This window comes from Streptomyces sp. NPDC006655, assembly GCF_040703965.1.
Taxonomy (GTDB): domain Bacteria; phylum Actinomycetota; class Actinomycetes; order Streptomycetales; family Streptomycetaceae; genus Streptomyces.
In genome coordinates this window covers 72,833-92,640 of the sequence record NZ_JBEYJU010000015.1, presented here as the reverse complement: position 1 = coordinate 92,640, position 19,808 = coordinate 72,833, and the positions used below count along the sequence as shown (strand labels likewise).

Genomic DNA, 19,808 nt, shown 5'->3' with positions numbered 1-19,808 from the left:
TCCGGTCGGGGTAGCCGGGCCCCTCCGTGCCGTCGGCTGTCAGGTGGCCTGCTCCGGGGCGATGCGCCTGCGGAAGTCGGTCCAGGGGGCGAGCTCGGTGCCTTCGTCGGTCTCCTCGTACCAGCCCGTACCGGCCAGCCAGACGTGCAGCCAGTCGGTGAGGCTGGGCGCGTCCACGAACCAGGCACCGTCCGCGTCGTCGGCGTTCGGCTCGTAGAGCAGGACGGTGGCCTGCGGGGTGCTGCAGTCCACGCACGCGTACATGCCGCAGCCCCAGTGGGATATCGGCAGCACGCCCTCGGGCCAGGGCCACTCCGGGTCCTTGCGGCCGCTTTCACGGTTCGTGAGGTACTGGGCGACGGCGGCCGGTTCGCCGGAAGGTGCGGCGTCCAGCAGGGGCAGCAGGCCGTAGGACGGGCCGAAGCCGCCGTCGCCCACCTGCCGGTAGAGCGCGGCGAGGAGGGGCGGCAGGGGGAAGCCCAGGGCTTCCCGCGCGCGGTCGAGCGTGGCGGCGTCGACGGGCGCAGGCAGCGAAGGCCAGCCCCACGGAGGGGAGTTGCGGGCCTTCGCGGTCACCCGTGTCAGCAACTGCTCGATCTCCGTCATGGCTTCATGATGCAGGGCGGCACTGACAACGGGGCCGGCCTGTGGACGACGTTCCGCCGACACTCTTCGTCCCGGAACGTTCCCCATCACGCTACAAGAACGCTGCGCTTTCGTCCGGACGCCTGACCGGCTGATACTTGTGGCAGCAGGCATGCCGACGGAGTGACCTGGAGAGGGTACCGACCATGAAGGTGTTCAACCTGCTGCTCAACATCCTGTGGCTCGTCTTCTGCGGCTTCTGGATGGCCCTCGGCTACCTGATCGCAGCGCTGATCTGCTTCGTCCTGATCATCACCATCCCGTTCGGCATCGCGTCCCTGCGTATCGCCGGTTACGTCCTGTGGCCGTTCGGGCGGACGACCGTGGAACGGCCCGACGCCGGCGCCGGGTCCTTCATCGGCAACGTGATCTGGGTGATCTTCGCGGGGTGGTGGCTGGCCCTGGCACACCTGATCACGAGCATCCCGCTGTTCCTGTCGATCATCGGTATCCCGTTCGGGTGGGCCAACCTGAAGCTCATCCCGATCTCGCTCATGCCACTGGGGCGCGAGGTGGTACCTACGGACGAGGGGTTCGCGGGACGCTGACCGTCCGCCACGGGCGCCTCTCAGCCTGCCGCGCATGCGTCAACCCATTCGCGTGGACCCGGGGTTGAAATGACCGTCCCGTCAGCCGGAATTCGGGGCGGTCTTCACCGGGGGCGACCCGCCATCTTCTCCAGCCGGGCGATCCGTTCCGCCATGGGCGGGTGCGTCGAGAACATCTTGGACAGTCCCTGGCCCGGCCGGAAGGGGTTCGCGATCATCATGTGGCTCGCGGTCTCGATGCGGGGCTCCGGGGGCAGCGGAAGCTGCTTGGTACCGACCTCCAGCTTGCGCAACGCCCCGGCCAGGGCGAGCGGGTCGCCGGTGAGCTGGGCTCCGGAGGCGTCCGCCTCGTACTCCCGGGAGCGGCTGATGGCGAGCTGGATGAGGGAGGCGGCGAGCGGACCCAGGATCATGATCAGCAGCAGGCCGAGGAAACCGGGGCCGTCGTCGTCGTCCGAACGGCCGACCGGGATCAGCCAGGCGAAGTTGACCAGGAACATGATCACGGAGGCGAGTGCGCCGGCCACCGACGAGATGAGGATGTCGCGGTTGTAGACGTGGCTGAGCTCATGGCCGATGACCCCGCGCAGTTCACGCTCGTCGAGGATGCGCATGATGCCTTCCGTGCAGCACACGGCGGCGTTGCGCGGGTTGCGGCCGGTGGCGAAGGCGTTGGGCGCCTCCGTGGGCGAGATGTACAGGCGGGGCATGGGCTGGCGTGCCTGGGTGGAGAGCTCGCGGACCATCCGGTACAGGGCCGGGGCCTCGAACTCGCTCACCGGGCGGGCGCGCATCGCGCGTAGCGCCAGTTTGTCGCTGTTCCAGTACGCGTACGCGTTGGTGCCGAGGGCGATGAGGACCGCGACGATCAGACCCGTCCGGCCGAAGAAACTGCCGATGACGATGATGAGTGCTGACAGTCCCCCGAGGAGAACTGCGGTCCTTAGCCCGTTGTGCCGGCGGTGCACGGTACGCCCTCCAAGTCGTGCGGCAGGGGAACCCTTTGCCTGCGCTGCTGCCTTCCGGTCTGCGATGCCACTGGTGTCGTGGTGTCACGTCCAGTGGACATTCCCGTACTGGTCAACGCCAGGCGGTGGCCACTAGTTCCCTTGTGCCCGCTGTGTGCCGTGTGAGCCGTCCGGGTGAGGACGGCCGGAGGCGTGCGGACGCGGACTCCCGCGCGCGCGTGCGCGGCTCCATCCACGCGCAGGACGTCAGAACAGACCTGTGGCGGCGAAGCGCAGCACCAGCTGCGGCGCCCCGGACAGTGCGATGCCGAGGGCGCCGGTGAGGGCGAGCGCGGCGGTGAGAGGGCCCGGGAGGGGGTGCTCGGCCGGTTCGCCCTCGGGGGCACGGAACAGCAGGGCCGCCCACTGGAGGTAGTAGAAGAGGGCGATCACCACGTTGACGGCCATGATGACGGCCAGCCAGCCGAGGCCCGCGTCCACGGCCGTCGAGAAGACGGTGACTTTCGCGAACAGTCCGATGACGCCGGGCGGGAGCCCGGCCAGGCACAGCAGGAAGAACGCCAGGAGCAGCGCGGTGAGCGGGTTCCTGGCGTACAGGCCGCGGTAGTCGGAGAGGCGGTTCAGCTGCCGGGTGCGGCCGACCAGGGCGGCCACCGCGAAGGCACCGAGGTTCACGGCCGCGTACATGAGGGCGTAGGCGATGGTGGAACCGACGGCCTTCCGTGGGTCGGCGGTGTATCCGGCGGCGGCGATCGGCACCAGCAGGTAGCCCGCCTGGCCCACCGACGACCAGGCGAGCAGTCGTACCGCGCTGTACGCGCGCGTGGCCTGCTGGCGCAGGGCCGCCGCGTTGCCCGCGGTCATGGTGAGGGCGGCCAGGACGGCGAGCGCGGGTCCCCAGATGTCGGCGTACGACGGGAAGGCGACGACGGTGACCAGGATCAGGCCGGAGAAACCGACGGCCTTGCCGACGACCGACAGGTAGGCGGCGATCGGGAGGGGGGCGCCGACGTAGGTGTCGGGCACCCAGAAGTGGAACGGGACCGCGGCTGTCTTGAAGGCGAAGCCCACGAGGGTGAGGACGACACCTGTCTGGGCGAGGGTGTGCAGTTGTCCGTCGACGTGCTGGACGCGTTCGGCGACCTGGGTGAGGTAGAGGCTCCCGGTCGTGGCGTACACGAAGCTGATGCCCAGGAGGCTGACGGCGGTGGCGGTCACCGAGGACAGGAAGAACTTGAGGGCCGCTTCGGAGGACCGTCTGTCGCCGTGGCGGATGCCGACGAGGGCGAAGGCGGGCAGGGAGGCGACCTCCAGGGCGACGACGAGGGTGGCGAGGTCGCGTGCGGCGGGCAGCAGGGCGGCCCCGGCGGCCGAGGAGAGCAGCAGGAACCAGAATTCGCCCTGGGGGTAGCGGCTCCTGCCGTCCTTCAGGGTGGTGAGGGACAGCAGCGCCGTGAGCAGGGCGCCGCCGAGGACCAGGAACTGCACGACCAGGGTGAACCGGTCGGCGGTGTAGCTGCACGCGTGCGCGGCGCCGGTCACGCAGAAGGTGCTGCGGTCGTGGTCCAGGAGAGGGAGCAGCAGGGCGGCGGCCGCGGCGAGTCCGGCGACCGACACCCACCCGAGGAGCGGCTTCCTGGTCTCGGGCACGAACAGGTCGGCGACCAGGACCGCGAGACCGACGACCGCGGTGAGGGTCGGCGGGGCGATGGCGAGCCAGTCGACGGACTGGACGAGGTTGGCGGCCAGGGGCTGGGCCAGGGCGCTCATCGGGTGCCTCCTGCGAGGAGCTGCTGGACGGCCGGGTCGGTCAGGCCGAGCAGGGCCCTGGGCCACAGTCCGGCGACGACGGTGAGGGCGACGAGCGGGGTCCAGGCCGCGAACTCGTACGTGCGGACGTCGGCGAGTTCCGGCAGGTCCCGCGGTGTGGCGCCCATGCAGACGCGGCGGACCACGGCCAGCATGTACGCGGCGGTCAGCAGGGTGCCGAAGGCGGCGATCGCCATGAAGGTCAGGAAGGCCGGGCGGCTCAGGCCGGCGGCGGGCTCGAACGCGCCGAACAGGGCGAGCATCTCGCCCCAGAACCCGGCGAGTCCGGGCAGTCCGAGCGAGGCGACGGCGGCGAACGCCAGCAGGCCGCCGAGGCGCGGCGCCCTGCCGTACAGCGCGGCACCGGTGTCCGCGGAGAGGGTGTCGAGGTCGGTGCTGCCGGTGCGGTCCTTGAGGCCGCCGACCAGGAAGAACAGCAGGCCGGTGATGAGGCCGTGGGCGATGTTCGCGAACAACGCGCCGTTGACGCCGGTCGGGGTCATGGTGGCGATGCCGAGCAGGACGAAGCCCATGTGGCCGACGGAGGAGTAGGCGATCAGTCGCTTGAGGTCGCCCCGTACGCCCCGTTTGGCCAGGTTCAGGCAGGCCAGGGACCCGTAGATGATCCCGACGACGGCGAAGGCGGCGAGGTAGGGCGCGAAGGTGCGGAAGCCGTCCGGCGCGACCGGCAGCAGGATCCGGACGAACCCGTACGTACCCATCTTCAGCAGGACACCGGCCAGCATCACCGAGCCGACGGTCGGCGCGGCGGTGTGAGCGTCCGGCAGCCAGCTGTGCAGGGGCCACATCGGGGTCTTCACCGCGAGTCCGAGCCCGATCGCCAGAACGGCGACGACCTGCACGGACGTGGTCAGCGACCGGCCGTTGTCAGTGGCGAGTGCCACCATGTCGAACGTGCCCGCCTTGATTCCGATCAGGAGCAGGCCGAGCAGCATGACGACGGAGCCGAGCAGGGTGAAGAGGATGAACTTCCAGGCGGCCCGGGTCCGTCCCTCGCCGCCCCAGCGGGCGATGAGGAAGTACATCGGGACGAGCACGGTCTCGAACGCGAGGAAGAACAGCAGCAGGTCGAGGACGGCGAAGGTGGCCAGGGTGCCGGACTCCAGGACGAGCAGCAGTGCGACGAAGGCCTTCGGGGACGGGCCCGCGGGCGGGTTGAAGTACGAGTAGAGCGCGCACAGGAAGGTCAGCAGCGCGGTCAGGACCACGAGGGGGAGGGAGATGCCGTCGATGCCGAGGTGGATGCGCACGTCGAGTGCGGGGATCCAGCTGATGTCGGTCGTGGCCTGCATCCTCGACGGGTGGTCCTGGTCGAAGCCGAGTGCGAGGACGATCGCGGCGAGGAGGACGGCACCGGTGACGGTCACGCCGTGCCGGAGCACGGCCTGCTCGGGTGACTTCCCCTTCAGCCCGGGAGGGGCGGGCAGCAGGGCGGCGACGGCCCCCAGGAGCGGGCCGACGACGATCAATGCCAGAAGGATCTGCATCACGGATTCACTGATATCGATCACGCCTGCTCACGCTCCCGTGGCGACGAGGAGGACGGCGACCGCCAGGACGACGGTGCCGGCGAGCAGCGCGCTCACGTAGGTCTGGACGTTGCCGGTCTGGGCGCGCCGCACGGCGGCGCCGAGCAGGCGGGGCAGAGCACCCGCCCCACGGATGTAGGTGTCGACGACCTCGCGGTCGAGGAACTGCACGAGGCTCGCGGCGGCCAGGATCGGGCGGACGAACAGGACGTCGTACAGGGCGTCCAGGTGGAAGCCCTCGGCGGCGTGCCGGTGCAGCGGGCCGAGCAGGACCCGGCCGGGATCGGCCGGGTCGGGTGCGTAGGCCACGTCGCCGAACGCCGGAGCATGGGCGGCGATGGCCTCGGCCTCGACCAGCCCGGCGTCGCCCTCCGGGTGCGCGGCGACGGCGCCCAGCGGGACCCGGGCCGCCGACGTCCGGGTGTGCTGCCAGGCGCCGTAGGTGACGAGGCCGCCGGCCAGCGCGAGGCCGGTGCCGAGGACCGAGGTGGCGAGGGTCGGGGTGAGGGCACGGCCGTCGAACCAGCCGGGCAGCGAGCGGTAGGCGAACCCGCCGAAGGCCAGGGACGGGACGGCCAGCACCCACAGCACCACCGTCATGGACAGCGGCTGCCTGCCGTGGTCCGGGGCCTCGGTTCCACGGCCCCGGAAGGCCAGCAGCCACAGCCGGGTGGCGTACGCGGCGGTCAGCAGCGCGGTGACCAGGCCGGCGACGAGGACGATCCAGCCGGCGCTGCCGGGGACGTGCTCGGCGTGGCCGGTCGTCGCGTGCTCGGCAGCGCCGAGGACCGACTCCTTGGAGAAGAAGCCGCTGAAGGGCGGGATCGCGGCGAGCGCGAGCAGCGCCACGGTCATCGTCCAGTAGGCGTCCGGGATTCGGTCGCGCAGTCCGGAGGTACGGGACATGACGGCGAGCGAGTTGGTTCCGGCGGCGTGGATGACCACACCGGCCGCGAGGAACAGGAGCGCTTTGAAGGCACCGTGGGACAGCAGGTGGAAGACGGCGGCCCCGCGGTCGCCGACGGCGAGGGCGCCCGTCATGTAGCCGAGCTGGCCGATCGTCGAGTAGGCGAGGACGCGCTTGATGTCGTCCTGGGCGAGGGCGGCGAGGGCCGAACCGGTCATCGTGACGGCGCTCATCACGGCGAGGACGACCATCACGGCCGCACTGGCCTCGAAGACCGGCAGGAGCCGGGCGACGAAGTAGACACCGGCGGCGACCATGGTCGCGGCGTGGATCAGCGCGGAGACGGGGGTCGGGCCGGCCATGGCGTCGGGGAGCCAGGTGTGCAGCGGGAACTGCGCCGACTTGCCCGCCACGCCGCACAGGAGGAGCAGGCCGACCAGGGTCGGGTGGTGCAGGCCGCCGTCCGCGACGGTGGTGAGGACCGTGGTGACGCGGAACGAGCCGGCGTCGGTGGCCAGCGCGAACAGGCCGATCAGGAACGGCACGTCACCGAGCTTGGTGACCAGGAAGGCCTTGAGGGAGGCGGCGCGTGCCTCAGGGGTCTCCCAGTAGTGGCCGACGAGGAAGTAGGAGCAGATGCCCATGACTTCCCAGCCGACCAGCAGCACGATGAGGTCGCCGGAGTAGACGACCAGCAGCATCGCGGAGGTGAAGAGGGAGACGAGGGCGGCGTACGACGAGTAGCGCGGGTCGTCGCGCAGGTACCCGGTCGAGTAGATCTGCACGCAGGTGGCGACGAAGGCGACCAGGACGGCGACGAGGGCTGCGAAGCCGTCCACGTCCAGGGCGAGTTCGATCGGCACCGAGCCGGTCGGGGTGAACTGCGTGTGCGCCTCGACGGCCCGGCCGCCGCCCTGGTCGGCGGCGACCGCGCAGGCGAGGGCGAGCGCAGCGAGCGTCGGCAGGATCGCGAGCGGGCGGACGAACCCGGGGGCCGTGCGCCCCAGGAGCAGACCGGCCGCGGCGCCCAGGAACGGCAGGAGGGGGACGAGGACGGCGAGGGTGGTCGTGGTCACGCGGTGGCCTCAGCCTTCTCGTCGGCCGTCCCGTCCGCGTGCGGGCCGGCCGTGCCTTCCTCATGGCCCTCGGCGGTGTCGCGGAGCCGGTCGATGTCGGAGGTGCCGCGGTTGCGGTACACGGCGAGGACGATCGCCAGGCCGATGCCGATCTCGGCGGCGGCGATGGCGATGGTGAACAGCGTCAGGGCCTGGCCGGAGTGCAGGGTGTCCCGGGCCGCCTTGCTCAGCCACACGTCGAAGGCGACGAGGTTGAGGTTGACGGCGTTGAGCATCAGCTCGACCGACATCAGGACCAGGATCGCGTTGCGGCGCGCGAGGACGCCGTACAGGCCGGTGCAGAAGAGAAGAGCGGAGAGAACGGCGGGATAGGCGAGGTGCATCAGCGGGCGCCTTCCTGCTCGATCGGGTGAATCCCGGAATCCGTGACCGGATGGGAACTCTGCGTGACGGCCCCTCCGTTCACAGGGGGCGGGGACGGATCCGTCTTCGCCTTGCGGGACAGGACGATCGCCCCGACCAGCGCCGCGAGGAGGAGGACGGAGAGGGCCTCGAAGGGCAGGACCCAGTTCTGGAACAGGCTCGCGCCGGTGACCTTCGTCGAGCCGGCTGCGGCGCCGCCCAGGTCGATCCAGGTGGTGCGGAAGGCGTCCACGACCACCCAGACCAGGGCGGCGGCCGCGGCCACGGCGACGGCCAGCGCGCACCAGCGGTTCCCGGAGTCGGCGTCCGGGGACCGGCCGATGGGGGCCTTGGTGAGCATCAGACCGAAGAGAAGGAGGACGACGACGGAACCCACGTAGATGAGGACCTGTACCCAGGCGATGAACTCGGCGGTGAGCAGCAGGTATTCGACGGCGAGACCCCCGAGCGCGACCACCAGCCACAGGGCGGCGTGCACCAGCTGGCGGGTGGTGACCGTGACGAGCGCGGCGCCGAAGGTGACCAGGCCGACGAGCAGGAAGGCGACCTCGACGCCGGTCGGGGACAGGAAGCCGTGCGGTGTCTGGGCGAGGGCGGTCACGACTCCCCCTCCTCCGGCTCGGGGTCTCGAGCACCCTGCGCCTGCGCGGCGGCGAGCTTCTCGGCGGTCTTGCGGGCGGCGGCGATCTCCTTCGGTTCCTCCGCACCGGCGTCGAGGGCGGGCGGGGCGGGGACCGTCCACATCCATGCGCGGAGTTTGTCCCGCTCGTGGGTGAGTTCGTGGATGTCGGTCTCCGCGTACTCGAACTCCGGGGACCAGAACAGGGCGTCGAAAGGGCAGACCTCGATGCAGATACCGCAGTACATGCACAGGGAGAAGTCGATGGCGAAGCGGTCCAGGACGTTGCGGCTGCGTTCACGACCGCCGGGGGCCGCCGGCGGGACGGTCTCCTTGTGGGAGTCGATGTAGATGCACCAGTCGGGGCACTCACGGGCGCAGAGCATGCAGACCGTGCAGTTCTCCTCGAACAGGCCGATGACGCCCCGGGTGCGGGGCGGAAGGTCGGGAAGCGCGTCCGGGTACTGCTCGGTGACCGACTTGCGGGTCATCGTGCGCAGGGTGACGGCCAGACCCTTGGCGAGGCCGGAGCCAGGAATGGGGGCCACTAGGAGATCACCACCTTGACGATGCCGGTGAGGGCGATCTGGGCGAGGGAGAGGGGGACGAGGAGGGTCCAGGAGAACTTCTGCAGCTGGTCCTCGCGCAGGCGGGGGTAGGTGACGCGGAGCCAGATCACGACGAAGGCCAGGAGCGCCGTCTTCAGCAGGGTCCACAGCCAGCCCAGACCGTCGGCGCCCCACGGACCGTGCCAGCCGCCCAGGAAGAGGACAGTGGTCAGACCGCACAGGACGACGATCCCGGCGTACTCGGCGAGCAGGAAGAGGGCGAAGCGCAGGCCGGTGTACTCGGTGTAGGCACCGAAGATGATCTCCGAATCGGCTACGGGCATGTCGAACGGGGGCCGCTGGAGCTCCGCGAGGCCGGCGATGAAGAACACCAGCCCACCGGTGATCTGCCAGGGCAGCCACCACCAGTGGAAGGCGCCGACGATGCCCGGCAGGGAGACCGTGCCGGCCGCCATCGCCACGGAGGCGGCGGCGAGCAGCATCGGGAGTTCGTAGGCGAGGAGCTGAGCGGCGGTACGCAGGCCGCCGAGGAGGGAGAACTTGTTGGCGCTGGCCCAGCCCGCCATGAGCGAGCCGAGGACGCCGACGCCCATGACGGCCAGCACGAAGAACACACCGGCGTCCAGAACCTGACCGACGGCGCCCTCGCCGGGCCCGATCGGGATGGCCAGCAGCACGAGCAGGTACGGGAGGAGAGCCACCGCCGGCGCCAGTTGGAAGACACGGCGGTCCGCACCCGCCGGGACCACGTCCTCCTTCTGCGCGAATTTCACACCGTCGGCGATCAGCTGGGCCCAGCCGTGGAAGCCGCCGGCGTACATCGGTCCGAGGCGGCCCTGCATATGGGCCATGACCTTGTGCTCGGTCTGACCGACGATCAGGGGGAAGGTGAGGAAGACGACGAACACGACGACGAGTCGCAGGGCGACGTCCAGAGCGCCGTTCACTGCGAGCCTCCTGGGCGGTCGTCTCGGGGCGGTTGGTCGGGACCGGCGTGGTCGGAATCGCCGTGGTCGGAATCGCCGTGGTCGGAATCGGCGTGGTCGGAATCGCCGTGGTCGGGACCGGCGTGGTCGGGACCGGCGTGGTCGGAAGCGGCCTTTTCGGGGGCTCGTTTCTCGGTGCCGGGGGTTTCGGGGGCCGGAGGGGAGCCGGCTGCGGAGGCGTCCGAGCCCGGGGCTGCGGTATCCGGCTCCTCAGGTGCCGCGTCGTCGGAGACGGGGCCCTCCTCGGCTCCGGGTCGAGCCACCGTCGGTCCCGGGGGCTCGGTCGGCGTCGCGCGCCGCCCGGCGGGTTCCGGTTCGTCGAAGGCCGGACGGGCGTGGTGCCATGGCGCGTCCGCGCCGCGCGCGGGTCGGGGCGGGGCGGCCGGCTCCGTCGACGGTGCCGCCTCCTGCGCGCGCTGCGAGGCGGAACCACCCGAGGCGGTACGCGCTCGGCGCGGTCCCCGGGGCGCCGCGGACCGCTCGGGCGCCGGAGCGGTCTCCTCCACGGAGGACTGCTCCGGGGACGCCTGCTCCCCGGAGTTCTCCTCCGCAGAGACCTGCTCCGCAGCCGTCTCCGCCGCGCCCGCGGCCCGCTGGGAAGCGGACCCGGCGCTCGCCGTGCGTGAGCGGCGCGCAGGTGTGGACGGCTGCTCTCCGCCCTCGGCCCGCTGGGAAGCGGACCCGCCGGTCGCGGTGCGGGAGCGGCGTGGAGTGGTCGCCGACCGGGGTTCGGACGGCGTCGGCCCTGTCTCGCCGGTCGCCGGCGTCTGCCCGGCCGTGGCCGTCCCCGGGGCCTGCCCGGCCGCGCCCGTCGTCGTGGGCGTCTCGGTTGTGTCCGTCGTCGTGGGTGGCTCGGCCGGGGGACTCGCCGAGCCCCCGGCCGCCGTGCGTGCGCGTCGTACCGGGCGGTCACCGGCCGTGGCGGGCGGACGGGTGCCGGCGGTTCGGGCCGGGCGCGCGGGGGCGGGCGGGAGCTGGCCCTTCAGAGGGCCCCACTCGTTGGGGTCGGGGACGCCCGGGGGGAGCATCTGGCGGCGCTTGGGACCGCCGTGGTCGGACTCGCCCGGTTCCTTGGCGCCGGGCCAGGCCTTGGCGACCCGGGCGGCCAGGACGAAGTCCTTCCGGAGGGGGTGGCCCTCGAAGGTTTCCGGGAGGAGGAGGTGGTCGAGGCCGGGGTGGCCGGTGAAGCGGACGCCGAACATCTCGTGGGTCTCGCGTTCGTGCCAGCGGGCGCCCGCGTAGACGCCGACGGCGGACGGGAGTTCGGGGTCGGCGTGCGGCACGGTCGTGCGCAGCAGGAGGCGGCGGGCCGGGGCGAGGGCGACGACGTGGGCACAGACGCGGAATCCGGTGCCGGGTTCGTCGACCGCGCTCAGCCAGTCGAAGTAGGTGCAGGAGAGGGTCGTACGGGCGACTTCCAGGGCGGCCGGCCAGGAGGACGGCGGGACGTCGACCGTGAGGACCCCGTAGGACTCCTCGGCCGTCGCGTCCGGGCCGAAGAGTTCCTCGACGGGCGTGGGCAGCCAGCCGGTCGTGGGGGTCATCGGGTGTCCCCCTCCCCCGTCCTCGTCCCCGTCTGCGTCTGCGTCCCCGACCCGGTCTCCGTCTCCGGGGCCGGTGGGCGCACCAGGCCGCTCTGGAGGGCCGCGGCGGAGGGGCGCCGGTCGCCGTAGCGGTCGCGGAGGGACTCGGCCGCGATCTTCTCCTGGAGTTTCAGGATGCCCTGGAGGAGGGCCTCGGGGCGGGGCGGGCAGCCCGGGACGTAGACGTCGACCGGGATGATCTGGTCAACGCCCTTGGTGACGGAATAGGAGTCCCAGTAGGGGCCGCCGCAGTTCGAGCAGGCGCCGAAGGAGATGACGTACTTCGGCTCGGGCATCTGCTCGTACAGGCGCTTGACCGCCGGGGCCATCTTGTCCGTGACCGTGCCCGAGACCACCATCAGGTCGGCCTGGCGGGGGCCAGGCGCGAAGGGGATCACGCCGAGCCGGATGAAGTCGTGGCGGGCCATCGACGCGGCGATGAACTCGATCGCGCAGCAGGCGAGGCCGAAGTTGAAGACCCAGAGCGAGTAGCGGCGGCCCCAGTTGAGGACAACCTTCATGGGCTCGGGGGCGAGGCGGGCGAGCGCGCCCAGTTTCCCTCTGCCTTCCGCGGGGGGAACAGCGGGTTCCGGCAGCAGGACGGGCTCCGGCGTCACGTCCATGTCAGGACGCCCTTCTTGTATGCGTACAGCAGGCCGACGGTGAGGAAGCCGAGGAAGATGAACATCTCCACGAGCGTGGCCGCGCCGTAGCCGGGGGCGGCGAAGACCGTCGCCCAGGGGAACAGGAAGATCGAGTCGACGGCGAAGATGACGTAGAGGAAGGCGTAGACGTAGTAGCGGACCTGGGTGTGCGCCCAGCCCTCGCCGACGGGGTCGACGCCGCACTCGTAGGTGAGGAGCTTCTCGGGGGTGGGGACCACCGGGCGCAGCAGCCGGCCGGCCCCGAAGGCCACGGCGACGAAGAGCACGCCGACGACTGTCAGCAACCCCACGACCGAGTAGGACGCGAAGTAGCCCGCCGCGACGGCCACGGTCGGCTCACCACCCACCGTCTCCCGCATCGTCCGCCCCTCACTCCCTCGACGGACAGCGGACCGGTCCGGCCCGTTGTCCCGACCTCGGCGCGTAACCTCGGTCAACTCCTGATTCGACGATCTGTACGCACGGGAGTCTAGGCCCTGATAAAGGGACGGTAAGCAGCCCCGTCGCACCGTGGGACCCGTTGCGGGAGGCCATCGGTGGGGTTTTCCCCAGGGTGACCGGGGCGGCGAACTCCATGGCGCGGCATGACGGCACACGGCACGCTGGCGCGTATGACCGCACCAGTACCCCGATCCCTCGGTTCCGTCGACGGCGGAGACGACCGCGAGCGGCTGCCGCCCGTGCGTTTCGCCTTCGACGGTCACACCTGGAAGGAGATCGCGCACCTTCTGCTGAACCTGCCCATGTCGCTGTTCGGCTTCGTCTACGTGATGACGACGCTGTGGGCGAGCGGCGTCCTGACGCTCACGGTGATCGGCATCCCGCTGCTCGCCGCCACCCTGCTGGGCGCCCGGCAGCTGGGGAAGGTGGAACGGGCACGCGCGCGTGCGCTGCTCGGGGTGCGGGTGGAGGAGCCGACGCCGCTGCCGTGGGGGAAACGCGGCGCGGGCTCGCAGCGGCTCTGGATGACGCTCAAGGATCCGGTGGGCTGGCGGACGCTGTTGTACGACTTCATCCGGCTGCCCTGGGGCGTGCTCACCTTCTGTGTGACGCTGACCTCGCTGTTCGTGCTGTGGCCGGTGCTTCCTTTCATCGCGCGCGGGTTGACGAACGTGGACCGGGCGATGGTCTGCGGCCTGCTGTCGCCGTCCGACGAACTGGAGCGCCGGATCGCCGAACTGGAGTCCGACCGGGGGGTGGTCGTGGACACGGCGGCCGCCGATCTGCGGCGGATCGAGCGGGATCTGCACGACGGCGCGCAGGCCCGTCTGGTCAACCTCGCGATGGGACTCGGCCTGGCGAAGGAGAAGCTGCTGGAGGACCCGGACGCGGCCGCCGCGATGGTCGAGGAGGCGCACGGCGAGGTGAAGCTGGCTCTCCAGGAACTCCGGGACCTGGCCCGGGGCATCCACCCGGCGGTGCTGACCGACCGGGGACTGGACGCGGCGCTGTCCTCGGTCGCCTCGCGCTGCACGGTGCCGGTGCAGGTGACCGCCGATCTGCCGGCCAGACCGGCGCCCGCGATCGAGGGCATCGCCTACTTCACCGTCTCCGAGCTGCTGCAGAACGTCAGCAAGCACAGTGGCGCGCGCAGCGCCTCGGTCGACGTGTGGCGGACCGACGACCGGCTGCTGATCCAGGTGCGGGACGACGGGCGGGGCGGGGCGAGCCTGGACCGTGGCACGGGGATGCGGGGGCTCGCGGACCGGCTGGGCGCGGTCGACGGCCTGTTCGTCGTCGTGTCGCCGGACGGCGGCCCCACGACGGTCACCGCCGAGCTGCCCTGGCGCGACCGGTCGTAGTGCGGACGAGCCGGTCGTGGAGCGGTCGGGGTGGGGATAACCCCCCGTCCAGGACGCCGACGGACTCCATGGCCCGCCGGCCCGCGGCGCAGCAGGGTGGAGGTACGGCAGGACAGGGCCGAGGTGACTGGGACAGGACAGGACGGGACGGCGGCGATGGCCACGGAGTACGGACAGGGACACGCGTACGGGCAGGAGCGCGGGTACGGCCACGAGCCGTACGAGCCCTACGAGCCCTACGAGCCCTACGAGCCCTACGAGCCCTACGAGCCCTACGAGCCCTACGGGAAGCGTCGGCGCCGGGTGCCCGCCGTGCTGCGGGCGCCGTTCGAGGCGCGCAGCCTGCGTGAGTTCGGGTATGTGCTGCTCGGCCTTCCGGTCGGTGTCGCGCTGTTCGTGTGGACCGTGACGATGCTGTCCCTCGGCGTCGGGCTGCTGGTGACCTTCGTCGGGATCCCGCTGCTGGCGGTGGCCCTCGCCGGGTGCCGGGGTCTCGGGGCGATGGAGCGGGCACGCGCGCGTGGGCTGCTGGGACTGGAGGTGGCGGACCCGGAGCCGTTGCGGATGCACAAGCCGGGGTTCTTCGCCTGGACGGGCGCGGTGCTGAAGAGCGGCACGTCCTGGCGTCATCTGCTGTACGCGGTGCTGCAGTTCCCCTGGTCGATGTTCTCGTTCGTCGTCGCGCTCAACCTCTGGGTGTACGGCTGGGCCCTGTTGACGTATCCGCTGTGGTTCTGGGTGTTCCCGGTGTACGCCGGGCAGGGCGGGATCCAGCTGTACGGCGACGCGCATCACAGCGTCTACGTGGACAACCCGTTCGAGATCACCGTGACGGTGCTGGTGGGGCTGCTGTTCACGCTGGCCACGCCATGGATCGTACGGGCGCTGACGATGGTGGACCGGGTGATGGTGCACGGGCTGCTGGGGCCGTCGAAGCTGGCCTCGCGGGTGGTGGAGCTGGAGTCGGACCGGGGGGTGGTCGTCGACACGGCCGCCGCCGACCTGCGGCGCATCGAGCGGGACCTGCACGACGGGGCGCAGGCGCGGCTGGTGGCGCTGGCCATGGACCTGGGGCTGGCGAAGGAGAAGGTGCGGGAGGATCCGCAGGCCGCGGCGCGGATGGTGGACGAGGCGCACGGTGAGGTGAAGACCGCGTTGCAGGAGCTGCGGGATCTGGCCCGGGGCATCCATCCGGCGGTGCTGACCGACCGGGGACTGGACGCGGCGCTGTCCTCGGTCGCCTCGCGCTGCACGGTGCCGGTGCGGGTGGAGGTCGACCTGGCGGAGCGGCCGGCGGCGGCCATCGAGGGGATCGCGTACTTCACGGTGTCCGAGCTGCTGCAGAACGTCAGCAAGCACGCGCGCGCGAGTGGCGTGACGGTGGACGTGTGGCGGAGCGAGGACCGGTTGATGCTGCAGGTCGTGGACGACGGGGTGGGGGGCGCGGACACGACCAAGGGGTCGGGGCTGGCGGGGCTGGCCGAGCGGCTGGACGCGGTCGACGGGATCCTGGTGGTGGACTCTCCGGCGGGCGGGCCCACCCGGGTGACGGCGGAGCTGCCCTGGCGGCGCTGAGGGCTCGGTTCCGCCCCGCCGCCCCCTGCCCTCGGCGCCCCCGTACTCCTGGGGCACAGCCCCCTTCCGCGTTCGTCGTCGCCACTTGATTTTGGCTCGCGTCCTCCCCATACCCGCACGCGCTCCGATCCGAATGCTGGAATGCTGGACTTTCGGACAGGGCAGGCATGTACGCCGGACGGGGTGTGGGGGGCCGCGAGATCGTGGAGGACAGGGTGCGGGTGGTCATCGCCGAGGATTCCGTGCTGCTCAGAGAGGGGCTGACCCGGCTGTTGACCGACCGGGGGCATGACGTCGTCGCCGGTGTCGGAGACGCGGAGGCACTGGTCAAGACCATCGCCGAGCTGGACGCGCAGGACGCGCTGCCGGACGTCGTCGTGGCGGACGTCCGGATGCCGCCGACGCACACCGACGAGGGGGTGCGGGCCGCCGTGCAGCTGCGCAAGGCACATCCCGGGCTCGGGGTGCTGGTGCTGTCGCAGTACGTCGAGGAGCGCTACGCCACGGAACTGCTGGCCGGGTCCAGCCGGGGCGTGGGATACCTCCTGAAGGACCGGGTCGCGGAGGTGCGCGAGTTCGTCGACGCGGTGGTGCGGGTCGCGGACGGCGGTACGGCGCTCGACCCGGAGGTGGTGGCGCAGCTGCTCGGGCGCAGCCGCAAGCAGGACGTGCTGACCGGGCTGACCCCGCGGGAGCGGGAGGTACTGGGGCTGATGGCCGAGGGACGGACGAACTCGGCGATCGCGCGGCAGCTGGTCGTCAGCGACGGGGCCGTCGAGAAGCACGTCAGCAACATCTTCCTCAAGCTCGGCCTCTCCCAGAGCGACGGTGACCATCGGCGCGTTCTGGCCGTTCTGACCTATCTGAACTCCTGACGGGCGGACACCGTGTCGGCACCGGAAGGCAGCAAGGGGGAGGGAAAATCGTGACAAGTCAGGGCGACAGGTCGCCTCGAAGAGCCGTTCAGCATGCGAGCGGGCACGGGAAGGCGACCTTAACCGACGTAGGGTTGAAGGTGGGATGGTCCGTGGGACGGCCAGGCCCCGGCAGCCGCCTCGAAGGAGGTCCAGTTCAGTGACCAGCCAGGTCAGCAGGACAACGGAACAGGCCGATGGAACCGCCGACGGAACCGTCGTCGGAGAGCAGCGCAGGCCGGACGGCGTGAAGTCCGTCCGGCGCCTGGACCGGGTGATCATCCGGTTCGCGGGGGACTCGGGCGACGGTATGCAGCTCACCGGCGACCGGTTCACGTCGGAGACGGCGTCCTTCGGCAACGACCTTTCGACCCTCCCCAACTTCCCGGCCGAGATCCGGGCCCCGGCAGGCACGCTGCCCGGGGTGTCGTCCTTCCAGTTGCACTTCGCCGACCACGACATCCTCACCCCGGGTGACGCGCCGAACGTGCTGGTCGCGATGAACCCGGCCGCGCTGAAAGCCAACATCGGCGATCTGCCGCGCGGCGCGGAGATCATCGTCAACACGGACGAGTTCACCAAACGGGCGATGCAGAAGGTCGGCTACGACACCTCGCCCCTGGATGACGGTTCACTGGACGGTTACAGCCTCCATCCGGTGCCGCTGACCACGCTCACCGTGGAGGCACTGAAGGAATTCGACCTCACCCGCAAAGAGGCCGAGCGCAGCAAGAACATGTTCGCGCTCGGCCTCTTGTCATGGATGTACCACCGGCCGACCGAGGGCACGGAGAAGTTCCTCAAGCAGAAGTTCGCCCGCAAGCCCGAGGTGATGAACGCCAACCTGGCGGCCTTCCGCGCGGGCTGGAACTTCGGCGAGACGACGGAGGACTTCGCGGTCTCCTACGAGATCGCGCCGGCGACGACCGCGTTCCCGGTCGGCACCTACCGGAACATCTCCGGGAACCTGGCCCTGGCCTACGGCCTGGTCACGGCGAGCAGGCAGGCGGAGCTGCCGCTGTTCCTCGGGTCGTACCCGATCACCCCGGCCTCCGACATCCTCCACGAGCTGTCCAAGCACAAGAACTTCGGCGTGCGGACCTTCCAGGCGGAGGACGAGATCGCCGGTATCGGCGCGGCGCTGGGGGCGGCCTTCGGCGGTTCGCTCGCGGTGACGACGACGTCCGGTCCGGGGGTGGCGCTGAAGGCGGAGACGGTCGGGCTCGCGGTCTCCCTGGAGCTGCCGCTGCTGGTCGTCGACATCCAGCGCGGCGGGCCGTCCACCGGGCTGCCCACCAAGACCGAGCAGGCGGACCTGCTCCAGGCGATGTACGGCCGCAACGGCGAGGCGCCGGTCCCGGTGATCGCCCCGCGCACCCCCGCCGACTGCTTCGACGCGGCGCTGGAGGCGGCCCGGATCGCGCTGACGTACCGCACGCCCGTGATGCTCCTGTCGGACGGCTACCTGGCCAACGGCAGCGAACCCTGGCGGATCCCGGAACTGACCGAGCTGCCCGACCTGCGGGTGCGGTTCGCGAGCGGACCCAACCACACCCTGGACGACGGCACCGAGGTCTTCTGGCCGTACAAGCGCGACCCCCAGACCCTCGCCCGCCCCTGGGCGGTACCCGGCACGCCCGGTCTCGAACACCGCATCGGCGGCATCGAGAAGCAGGACGGCACCGGCAACATCTCCTACGACCCCGCCAACCACGACTTCATGGTCCGCACCCGGCAGGCCAAGATCGACGGCATCACCGTCCCCGACATCGAGGTCGACGACCCGGACGGCGCGCGCACGCTGGTGCTGGGCTGGGGTTCGACGTACGGACCGATCACGGCCGCGGTACGACGGCTGCGGACGGCCGGTGAGCCGATCGCGCAGGCGCACCTGCGTCACCTGAACCCGTTCCCGAAGAATCTCGCCACCGTATTGAGGGCCTACGACAAGGTGGTGATCCCCGAGATGAACCTCGGTCAGCTCGCCACCCTCATCCGGGCGAGGTACCTGGTGGACGCGCATTCGTACAACCAGGTCAACGGCATGCCGTTCAAGGCCGAGCAGCTCGCCACGGCGCTCAAGGAGGCCATCCATGACTGACGTCACCGACGGACTGCTCCAGCTCGTGCCCAAGGCCGAGGCCAGACAGTCCATGAAGGACTTCAAGTCCGACCAGGAGGTGCGCTGGTGCCCGGGCTGCGGTGACTACGCGATCCTGGCGGCCGTGCAGGGCTTCATGCCGGAGCTGGGGCTGGCGAAGGAGAACATCGTCTTCGTCTCGGGGATCGGCTGCTCCTCCCGCTTCCCGTACTACATGAACACCTACGGGATGCACTCCATCCACGGCCGGGCGCCGGCGATCGCCACCGGACTCGCCACCAGCCGGCGGGACCTGTCGGTGTGGGTGGTCACCGGTGACGGTGACGCCCTGTCCATCGGCGGCAACCACCTCATCCACGCGCTGCGCCGCAACGTCAACCTGAAGATCCTCCTCTTCAACAACCGCATCTACGGGTTGACGAAGGGCCAGTACTCCCCCACCTCCGAGGTCGGCAAAGTCACCAAGTCGACCCCGATGGGTTCGCTGGACGCCCCGTTCAACCCGGTGTCGCTGGCGATCGGCGCCGAGGCGTCCTTCGTCGCGCGGACCATCGACTCCGACCGCAAGCACCTGACCGAGGTGCTGCGGGCGGCCGCCGCCCACCCGGGCACGGCCCTGATCGAGATCTACCAGAACTGCAACATCTTCAACGACGGCGCCTTCGACGCACTCAAGGACAAGCAGTCGGCCGAGGAGGCGATGATCCGCCTGGAGCACGGCAGGCCCATCCGCTTCGGCGCGGACGGCGCGCGCGGGGTCGTACGGGACCGCCTCACCGGCGACCTGAAGGTGGTGGACGTGACCGCGGACAACGAGTCCGAGATCCTCGTCCACGACGCCCACTCCCCGTCCCCCACCACGGCCTTCGCGCTGTCCCGGCTGGCCGACCCCGACACCCTGCACAACACGCCCGTCGGCGTCTTCCGCTCGGTGACACGGCCCGTCTACGACGCCCAGATGTCCGAGCAGCTGGACACCGCGGTCGAGCAGCACGGCAAGGGCGACCTCGCGGCGCTGCTGGCCGGCGGCGACACCTGGACGGTCGTCGGCTGATCCCGGGTGGCTGC

At 70.9% G+C, this 19,808-nt stretch carries 18 protein-coding genes; 6 read left to right on the top strand and 12 right to left on the bottom strand.

The window, feature by feature from the left end; translation table 11 throughout:
- Positions 1 to 39 precede the first annotated feature (39 nt).
- Entirely contained in the window at positions 40 to 606 is a 567-nt protein-coding gene (locus tag AB0958_RS11945; protein ID WP_366890243.1) for an SMI1/KNR4 family protein, read from the bottom strand.
- A 185-nt stretch (positions 607 to 791) separates the two neighbouring features.
- Here AB0958_RS11945 and AB0958_RS11940 point away from each other — a divergent pair, with 185 nt between their 5' ends.
- A complete protein-coding gene (locus tag AB0958_RS11940; RefSeq protein ID WP_366890242.1) occupies positions 792 to 1,193 on the top strand; it encodes a YccF domain-containing protein in 402 nt (133 codons plus the stop codon).
- 104 nt (positions 1,194 to 1,297) lie between these two features.
- Here the strand turns inward: AB0958_RS11940 and htpX are convergent, their stop codons facing one another.
- The 11 genes from htpX to AB0958_RS11885 form a co-directional block, all read right to left on the bottom strand.
- Positions 1,298 to 2,161 carry a zinc metalloprotease HtpX gene (gene htpX / locus AB0958_RS11935; protein WP_366890241.1) on the bottom strand — a complete coding sequence of 288 codons (864 nt, stop codon included), beginning with the start codon at positions 2,159 to 2,161 and terminating at the stop codon, positions 1,298 to 1,300.
- Positions 2,162 to 2,407: 246 nt separating this feature from the next.
- Entirely contained in the window at positions 2,408 to 3,931 is a 1,524-nt protein-coding gene (locus AB0958_RS11930) for an NADH-quinone oxidoreductase subunit N (protein WP_366890240.1), read from the bottom strand.
- Positions 3,928 to 5,502 (bottom strand): NADH-quinone oxidoreductase subunit M, encoded by a 1,575-nt coding sequence (locus tag AB0958_RS11925; RefSeq protein WP_366890239.1) that lies wholly within the window; start codon positions 5,500 to 5,502, stop codon positions 3,928 to 3,930. The genes AB0958_RS11930 and AB0958_RS11925 overlap by 4 nt, the downstream gene beginning before the upstream one ends.
- Before the next feature lie 6 nt (positions 5,503 to 5,508).
- Positions 5,509 to 7,503, bottom strand: a complete 1,995-nt coding sequence (locus tag AB0958_RS11920; protein ID WP_366890238.1) for an NADH-quinone oxidoreductase subunit L — start codon at positions 7,501 to 7,503, stop codon at positions 5,509 to 5,511.
- Positions 7,500 to 7,886 (bottom strand): NADH-quinone oxidoreductase subunit NuoK, encoded by a 387-nt coding sequence (nuoK, locus tag AB0958_RS11915; RefSeq protein WP_366890237.1) that lies wholly within the window; start codon positions 7,884 to 7,886, stop codon positions 7,500 to 7,502. The genes AB0958_RS11920 and nuoK overlap by 4 nt, the downstream gene beginning before the upstream one ends.
- Entirely contained in the window at positions 7,886 to 8,527 is a 642-nt protein-coding gene (locus AB0958_RS11910; protein WP_366890236.1) for an NADH-quinone oxidoreductase subunit J, read from the bottom strand. The genes nuoK and AB0958_RS11910 overlap by 1 nt, the downstream gene beginning before the upstream one ends.
- Positions 8,524 to 9,093, bottom strand: coding sequence for an NADH-quinone oxidoreductase subunit I (locus AB0958_RS11905; protein ID WP_366890235.1), 570 nt, complete (start codon positions 9,091 to 9,093; stop codon positions 8,524 to 8,526). Before AB0958_RS11905 ends, AB0958_RS11910 begins: the two co-directional genes overlap by 4 nt.
- Positions 9,093 to 10,061, bottom strand: coding sequence for a complex I subunit 1 family protein (locus AB0958_RS11900; protein WP_366890234.1), 969 nt, complete (start codon positions 10,059 to 10,061; stop codon positions 9,093 to 9,095). Before AB0958_RS11900 ends, AB0958_RS11905 begins: the two co-directional genes overlap by 1 nt.
- Positions 10,058 to 11,644, bottom strand: a complete 1,587-nt coding sequence (locus AB0958_RS11895) for an NADH-quinone oxidoreductase subunit C (RefSeq protein WP_366890233.1) — start codon at positions 11,642 to 11,644, stop codon at positions 10,058 to 10,060. Before AB0958_RS11895 ends, AB0958_RS11900 begins: the two co-directional genes overlap by 4 nt.
- The gene (locus tag AB0958_RS11890; RefSeq protein WP_366890232.1) at positions 11,641 to 12,306 is read right to left on the bottom strand and encodes an NADH-quinone oxidoreductase subunit B family protein; all 666 of its coding nucleotides are present in this window, start codon (positions 12,304 to 12,306) and stop codon (positions 11,641 to 11,643) included. Before AB0958_RS11890 ends, AB0958_RS11895 begins: the two co-directional genes overlap by 4 nt.
- Positions 12,297 to 12,707, bottom strand: coding sequence for an NADH-quinone oxidoreductase subunit A (locus tag AB0958_RS11885; protein WP_046726411.1), 411 nt, complete (start codon positions 12,705 to 12,707; stop codon positions 12,297 to 12,299). Before AB0958_RS11885 ends, AB0958_RS11890 begins: the two co-directional genes overlap by 10 nt.
- Before the next feature lie 252 nt (positions 12,708 to 12,959).
- Between AB0958_RS11885 and AB0958_RS11880 the strand changes: the two genes are divergently transcribed.
- The 5 genes from AB0958_RS11880 (at position 12,960) to AB0958_RS11860 (ending at position 19,794) form a co-directional block, all read left to right on the top strand.
- Positions 12,960 to 14,150, top strand: a complete 1,191-nt coding sequence (locus tag AB0958_RS11880; RefSeq protein WP_366890231.1) for a sensor domain-containing protein — start codon at positions 12,960 to 12,962, stop codon at positions 14,148 to 14,150.
- Positions 14,151 to 14,273: 123 nt separating this feature from the next.
- Positions 14,274 to 15,725: a sensor domain-containing protein gene (locus AB0958_RS11875; protein WP_366890230.1), complete on the top strand. Its 1,452-nt coding sequence runs from the start codon at positions 14,274 to 14,276 to the stop codon at positions 15,723 to 15,725.
- Between the two features lie 167 nt (positions 15,726 to 15,892).
- Positions 15,893 to 16,600, top strand: a complete 708-nt coding sequence (locus AB0958_RS11870) for a response regulator transcription factor (protein ID WP_366890229.1) — start codon at positions 15,893 to 15,895, stop codon at positions 16,598 to 16,600.
- Positions 16,601 to 16,799: 199 nt separating this feature from the next.
- Complete coding sequence (locus AB0958_RS11865) at positions 16,800 to 18,740, top strand: 2-oxoacid:acceptor oxidoreductase subunit alpha (RefSeq protein ID WP_366890228.1); 1,941 nt, start codon at positions 16,800 to 16,802, stop codon at positions 18,738 to 18,740.
- Positions 18,733 to 19,794, top strand: coding sequence for a 2-oxoacid:ferredoxin oxidoreductase subunit beta (locus AB0958_RS11860; RefSeq protein ID WP_366890227.1), 1,062 nt, complete (start codon positions 18,733 to 18,735; stop codon positions 19,792 to 19,794). Before AB0958_RS11865 ends, AB0958_RS11860 begins: the two co-directional genes overlap by 8 nt.
- Positions 19,795 to 19,808: the final 14 nt, after the last annotated feature.